The 6,423-nt window shown below is 73.6% G+C and carries 6 protein-coding genes; 5 read left to right on the top strand and 1 reads right to left on the bottom strand.

The features are described 5' to 3' along the window. The first annotated feature begins 78 nt into the window (after positions 1-78). The 5 genes from G3I42_RS32710 to proC all read left to right on the top strand — a co-directional run bounded on the left by G3I42_RS32710 (position 79) and on the right by proC (position 4,298). Positions 79-609, top strand: coding sequence for an EamA/RhaT family transporter (locus G3I42_RS32710; RefSeq protein WP_164291305.1), 531 nt, complete (start codon positions 79-81; stop codon positions 607-609). A 102-nt stretch (positions 610-711) separates the two neighbouring features. Then, the gene (locus G3I42_RS32715) at positions 712-1,542 is read left to right on the top strand and encodes a class I SAM-dependent methyltransferase (RefSeq protein WP_164291306.1); all 831 of its coding nucleotides are present in this window, start codon (positions 712-714) and stop codon (positions 1,540-1,542) included. A 250-nt stretch (positions 1,543-1,792) separates the two neighbouring features. Next, the gene (locus tag G3I42_RS32720; protein ID WP_164291307.1) at positions 1,793-2,596 is read left to right on the top strand and encodes an ABC transporter ATP-binding protein; all 804 of its coding nucleotides are present in this window, start codon (positions 1,793-1,795) and stop codon (positions 2,594-2,596) included. Further along, on the top strand, positions 2,593-3,330 hold the full coding sequence (locus G3I42_RS32725) for an ABC transporter permease (protein WP_164291308.1): 738 nt from the start codon (positions 2,593-2,595) through the stop codon (positions 3,328-3,330). The genes G3I42_RS32720 and G3I42_RS32725 overlap by 4 nt, the downstream gene beginning before the upstream one ends. Positions 3,331-3,491: 161 nt before the next feature. Next, a complete protein-coding gene (proC, locus tag G3I42_RS32730; RefSeq protein WP_164291309.1) occupies positions 3,492-4,298 on the top strand; it encodes a pyrroline-5-carboxylate reductase in 807 nt (268 codons plus the stop codon). A 21-nt stretch (positions 4,299-4,319) separates the two neighbouring features. On the opposite strand, the gene G3I42_RS38540 is transcribed toward proC, so the two are convergent. After that, complete coding sequence (locus G3I42_RS38540) at positions 4,320-5,990, bottom strand: FG-GAP-like repeat-containing protein (RefSeq protein WP_343244727.1); 1,671 nt, start codon at positions 5,988-5,990, stop codon at positions 4,320-4,322. Positions 5,991-6,423 lie beyond the last annotated feature (433 nt).

A 6,423-nucleotide genomic window follows, 5' to 3' on the forward strand; every position in this document is an offset into this window, starting at 1 on the left:
CCCGGAGGTCGGCCGCCCGGCGCCCCGCCGTCCGGGGGCCGACCCCGTGCCGAGCCCCGCGCCCGCGATAATCGCCGGGTGACCGAGAACGCGCGCGAGACCCCCGGCCCCCCGCCCCCCAGGACACCGAGCGAGCCGGGCCCCCGCCCCGAACCGTTGCGCTTCTTCGGCACGACGTGGCTCGCCCACGACGGCGGCTACGGCGCCCGCCGCGTCGCCGTCGGCCTCGGCTCGCTGCTCTGCGCGGCGGCCGGGGCCCTCGTGCTGAAATTCGCCTACGAGGGCATCGCGCTCGCCGATGTCGGCGGCCTCGTCGACATCCTGCTCGTCGTGATGTTCACGCTGTGCACGGCGATGGCCTTCGCCCGTACGTGGCAGAACTTCACCCGCCGCCCCGACCCGGCCGCCCAGCAGTCCGTGCGCGGCCTCCTGGCGATCGGCTTCCTCGGCACCCTCCTCGCCCACGCGGTCCGCTGCCTCACCGAGGCCCCGGGCGAATCCCTCGTGCGCAGGGAGTACGAGCAAGCGCGGACGCGGTACGAGAAGCGCCGTGCCAGGGGCGGAGCGAAGCCCGGCGCGAAGGGCCGCGGGAAGCCGAAGCGCCGCTGAGGAGAGCCGGAGCGCCACTGACGGGAGCCGGAGTGGACCGTGAACGGGCGTGAGACCGGGACCCCTTGACCTTCCGCACGGCGGCCCGCGCAGGATGATCCCATGGACGCTGCCACGCACACCCGCAGAGCACACTCCTTCAACGCCGCCGCCGGTGCCTACGCCGCCTACCGACCCTCCTACCCCGACGCGCTCTTCGACACGGTCGAGGAACTCGCCGAACGCCCTTTGCGCGGCGCCCGCGTCATCGATGTCGGCGCGGGCACCGGCATCGCGAGCGCCCGCCTCGCCGCGCGCGGCGCCCACGTACTCGGCGTCGAACCCGGCGCGGGCATGGCCGCCCAGTACCGCCTCGACCACCCCGCGCTCCCCGTCGTGCGCGGTGACGGCAACGCGCTCCCGCTCCGCGACGGCAGCGCCGACCTCGTCACCTACGCCCAGTCCTGGCACTGGACCGACCCCGAGCGCGCGTTCCCCGAGGCGATGCGCGTCCTGCGCCCGGGCGGCGCGCTCGCCGCGTGGTGGAACGTCTCCGACCCGGAGGTGGAGTGGGTTGCCGCCCAAGGCGCCCGCCTGCGCGAGTGGTTCGGCCCGGAGGCGCAGGCGCACGGCGCCCCCGGAGCTCAGGGCCCGCACGCACTCCAGCAGACACCGGAGCCGGCGAAGGACCCGCGCCACGACTCCCCGAGGAACCGCGCGCTCGCCGAACAGGCCGGCTCCGTCTCCCGCACCGTCCGATGGAGCCGCCGCATCCCGCTCGACCACCACCTCGCGAACCTCGCAAGCCACTCCATCCTCCTTGTCCGTGACGAATCCACCCGGAACAGCTTCTTGGCAGCCGAACGCGCCGCGCTGCTCACCGTGTTCCCGGACGCCACGATCGAGGAGAAATACATCGTCGAGTTGACGCTCGCGCGCCGCCCCACACCCTGACATCAGTTGATGGCACGTCACCCCTGACCTGGGACGTCACCCCACCCCGCCCCGCCGAAGGCCCCCGCACCCCGGGGGCCTTCGCGCGTCAACACGGCGAACGGCTTCCCGCGCGCGTCCTCGCCGTCCCACCCCGTACCTCCCCTCCGTACCCCCGCAGCCCCTTGACGCCCCGCGCCCGCCCGCCCAAGAATTAACCAGGCGATTAATTAACCGCCGCAGGCTCCCTCCCGGAGACCACGGAGACCCCATGCCCCCCAGCCGCCCCACCACCACCGACCCCTCCGCGCCCCCCGCCGTCCGCGCCACCCACCTCACCGTCCACCGCGGCCACCGCCCCGTCCTCGACGACCTCGCCTTCACCGTCCCCACCGGCCGCGTCACCGGACTGCTCGGCCCCTCCGGCTGCGGGAAATCGACCCTCATGCGCGCCGTCGTCGGCACCCAGCGCGCGGTCACGGGCGAGCTGACCGTCCTCGGCGCGCCCGCCGGGACCCCGGCCCTGCGGTCCCGCGTCGGCTACGTGACGCAGGCCCCCTCCGTCTACGACGACCTGAGCGTGCGCCAGAACCTCGCCCACTTCGCCGCCGTCCTCGACCCGGGCCGTCGCGCGGCACCCCGCCGCACCGCCGCGGTGGACGACGCCCTCGAAGCCGTCGACCTCGCCGCGCACGCGGACGCCCGCGCCGGCGCCCTCTCCGGCGGCCAGCGCAGCCGCGTCTCGCTCGCCGTCGCCCTCCTCGGCAGCCCCGAACTCCTCGTGCTCGACGAACCGACGGTCGGTCTCGACCCCGTCCTGCGCCGCGAGCTGTGGGCCCTCTTCCACCGCCTCGCCCGCGAGAGCGGCACGAGCCTGCTCATCTCCTCGCACGTCATGGACGAGGCGGAACGCTGCGACCACCTGCTCCTGCTCCGCGCGGGCACCCTCCTCGCCGCGGGCACCCCCGACGACCTGCGCACCCGCACCGCGACCGACTCCGTCGAGGCCGCCTTCCTCGCCCTCGTGGACACCGCCGCCGCCCCCGGGGACAGCGCGGCACAGGAGAACCGATGAACCCCTCCCGCACCCTCACCACCGCCGCGCGCGTCCTGCGCCAGCTCCGCAACGACCCCCGCACCGTCGCGCTGCTCCTCGTCGTCCCCTGTCTGATGATCTTCCTGCTGCGGTACGTGTTCGACGCGAGCCCGCGCACTTTCGATCAGATCGGGGCATCCCTGCTCGGGATCTTCCCGCTCATCACGATGTTCCTGGTCGCCTCGATCTCGACCCTGCGCGAACGCACCTCCGGCACCCTCGAACGCCTCCTCGCCCTCCCCCTCGCGAAGGCCGACCTCATCGGCGGCTACGCCCTCGCCTTCGGCGCCCTCGCCGTTCTCCAGGCGGCCCTCGCCACCGGCCTCTCGGTCTGGGTGCTCGGCCTCGACGTGACCGGCTCCCCGTGGCTCCTGCTCCTGGTCGCGCTCCTCGACGCCCTCCTCGGCACCGCGCTCGGCCTCTTCGTCTCGGCCTTCGCCGCCTCCGAGTTCCAGGCCGTCCAGTTCATGCCGGCGGTGATCTTCCCGCAGCTCCTCCTGTGCGGCCTCTTCACCCCGCGCGACCGCATGCAGCCCGTCCTGGAAGCGCTGTCGAACGTCCTCCCCATGTCCTACGCGGTCGACGCCATGACCGAGATCCAGTCCCACACCGACGTCACGGGCGACTTCGTCCGCGACCTCCTCGTCGTCGCCGGCTGCGCCCTCCTGGTCCTGTCCCTCGGCGCGGCCACCCTGCGCCGCCGCACGAACTGACGGCCGGAACGCCGTACGAGCCTCCGCGCCGCCGGCCGCGGGGGTACGGGTACGGGCCGCGCGCCCCGTCGCCGTACCGCCCACCGGACGGCCCCGCCCGCGACCGTCGCCCGGTGCGAGACTGACCGCCGGACGACGAACCCGCCCGGAGGGTGAACACGATGACGCTCAAAGTCGCCGTACTCGGCACCGGAAAGATCGGCGAGGCGCTGCTCAGCGGCATGCTGCGGGCCGGCTGGGCGCCGGAGGACCTGCTCGTGACCGCGCGCCGCCCCGAGCGCGCCGAGGAACTGCGCGCGCGCCACGGCGTGAGCCCCGTGGGCAACGCGGAGGCGGCGAAGAGCGCGGACATCCTCATCCTCACGGTGAAGCCGCAGGACATGGGCACGCTGCTCGACGAGCTGGCCCCCCACCTGCCCGCCGACCGCCTCGTGATCAGCGGCGCCGCGGGCATCCCGACCGCGTTCTTCGAGGACCGTCTCGCCCCCGGCACGCCGGTCGTACGCGTCATGACGAACACCCCGGCACTCGTCGACGAGGCGATGTCGGTGATCTCGGCGGGCACGCACGCCACCGAGGAGCACCTCGCCCACGCGGAGACGATCTTCGGCGGCGTCGGCAAGACGCTGCGGGTCCCGGAGACCCAGCAGGACGCCGCGACCGCGCTCTCGGGCTCGGGCCCCGCGTACTTCTACTTCCTCGTCGAGGCGATGACGGACGCGGGCATCCTGCTCGGCCTGCCGCGCGACAAGGCGCACGAGCTGATCGTGCAGGCCGCGGTCGGCGCCGCCGTCATGCTCCGCGACTCGGGCGAGCACCCGGTCAAGCTTCGCGAGAACGTCACCTCCCCGGCGGGGACGACGATCAACGCGATCCGCGAACTGGAGAACCACGGCGTCCGCGCCGCCCTGATCGCCGCCCTCGAAGCCGCCCGTGACCGCAGCCGCGAGCTGGCGGCCGGAGCCTGAGCCCGGCCGCCCCCCGGCCGCTCAGGACAGCGCGCGGATCGTGTTCCAGCTCCTGAGGCCGACGGTCGTGCGGGGCCCGTCCGTGGGGTCGCCGCTCGCGGAGGTGCCGCCCGCGTAGAAGAGCAGGGTGCCGGTGCCCTCGCCCGTCGTGGCCCACAGGTCCGCGCGGCCGTCCCGGTCGGCGTCCGCGGCTCCGGCGAGCAGGGGCCGGGCGGCGGTGGTCCAGCCGTGCCCGTACTCGGTCCGCGCGCCCACGCCGCCGTCGGCGAGGCCGCGGTACAGCCACAGCGTGCCGTCCCGCGTGTCGCGGGCGAGCAGGTCGGGGCGGCCGTCGTGGTCCGCGTCGCCGGGCGCGGTCAGGGTCATGGGGGACCAGCCCGCGGTGCCGATGAGACGCGGTTCCCGCACGGCGGGCCGGTGCGCCCAGTCGTTCTCGTACAGCCACAGCGTGCCGCCGGTCGACACGACGAGGTCCGTGCGTCCGTCCCCCGTCGTATCGCCGGGCGCGACGAGCCGGGCGTCGGACGCGAGACCGGTGAGGAGGCGGACGGGGGAGCCGAGCGTGCCGCCGACGCGTCCGGGATAGACGCGCAACTCGTCGCCGACGCGCGCCACGACATCCTCCAGGCCGTCGCCCGTCCAGTCCCCGCGATGGGTCACCGCGCTGCCGAGCCAGCCGCCGGTGCCGATGATCGCGGGCGCTCCGAGGAGCCCGCCGTGCCCGTCGCCCCGGTACAGCCGTAGTTGCCCGCTGTCGTCGACGGCGAGCAGGTCCGGCAGGCCGTCCCCGTCGAGGTCTCCCGCCGTACGGTGCCCGCCGAGCCGTCCGACGACGGGCGCGTGGTCCGAGAAACCGTTCGGATCGCCGCTGTCCGCCTCGTTCTCCGTCGTGTCCATCAGCGCGCTCTCGACGGAGCACGAGGAGAAGGCGTTGCCCTCGGCGGGACGGCTGACGAAGAGGTGGTCGAACGCGTGCCAGCGGTGCGCCTTGGCCGCGTTGTCCCAGCCGTGGTGCGTCGTCCCGCTGACACAGTTCTCGTACGCGGAGGTGAGCGGCTGCATCGCGGCGTCGGTCGCGGCGCGGTTGAAGTCCCCGCCGAGCACCGTCCGGGCCGTCCCCCGCGCGGTCCCGAAACCGGCCACGAACGTCCGCACGGCCTCGATCTGCGCGGGGACACGGGGATCGGTGCCGCCCGGAACGATGTGCGTGTCGCAGACGGACGTCGACCACTCGGCCACGGCCACGCACTGGACCGGCAGCCTTTGCACACTCACACCGGCCGGGTCAGGGGGCAGCGCGTTCTCGTGCGCCTCCGCCGAAATGGTGCCGCGCACGGCGATCAGGTTCCCGAGGATTCCGCCGGCCAGCGAACCCCGGCACGCACTCGCCTCCGGGTCACCCTTGGGGGTGCCGTCCGCGTTCTTGTCATCGGGCCGTTTGGCGGGTGCGAACGCGAACGACCAGCCGGCCCCCAATTTCTCGCGCAGGCTCCTCTCGTGCGCCCCGCCGGGCCCGCCGCACGTCTCCTGAAGCAGAACCGCGTCCGCGTTCTCCGCCGCGACGAGCCGCGCGAGCTCCTCGGTCTTGCGCTCGGGGTCGTTCCGGTACGGGCAATATCCGGCCGCGCCACGCGCTCCGCCTGCCTCACCGCAGATGTTCCACGAGATGACGGTGAGGTCCGGCGGTGTCACAACCTGCGATGTAACGGGCGCCGCATGCCCGGCCCCCGCTCCCAAGAAGGCCGACGTCAGAAGCATGACGGCCGACAGAGCACGTGCTGTACCCATCCCGATCCCCTCCCTCGCGGTACGGGGCCGCCCCGCACCCGCGCACCGAGGTGCGCGAAGCGATCATGGCGTGCGGGCGGGCGGCCTCACCCTCGTTTGACACGGACGTCGGGCATCCGTATGGTTCTCCGAGTTGCCACGAAGCCGCACAGGCTTTGAGCAGCACTCTCGCCGTGAAAGCGGCACCCCCTCAGCAGTACGGCTTATCCCCAGGGAAGAGCATTCGGCGGCTCTGCGCTGTCCAAATCTTTTCCGATCGGTTCGATTATGAGCCCGGGCGAGAATCCACTACTGTTCAGGACGTCGGAACGGACCGGAAACGGCCGGAAAGACAAGC

The organism is Streptomyces sp. SID11385 (assembly GCF_010548245.1).
Lineage (GTDB): Bacteria > Actinomycetota > Actinomycetes > Streptomycetales > Streptomycetaceae > Streptomyces.

What these genes read in the sequence shown, in the direction of transcription:
- G3I42_RS32720 (WP_164291307.1), top strand. Translation starts at nt 1,793, where the DNA reads ATGCCCCCCAGCCGCCCCACCACCACCGACCCCTCCGCGCCCCCCGCC.
- proC (WP_164291309.1), top strand. Translation starts at nt 3,492, where the DNA reads ATGACGCTCAAAGTCGCCGTACTCGGCACCGGAAAGATCGGCGAGGCG.
- G3I42_RS32715 (WP_164291306.1), top strand. Translation starts at nt 712, where the DNA reads ATGGACGCTGCCACGCACACCCGCAGAGCACACTCCTTCAACGCCGCC.
- G3I42_RS32725 (WP_164291308.1), top strand. Translation starts at nt 2,593, where the DNA reads ATGAACCCCTCCCGCACCCTCACCACCGCCGCGCGCGTCCTGCGCCAG.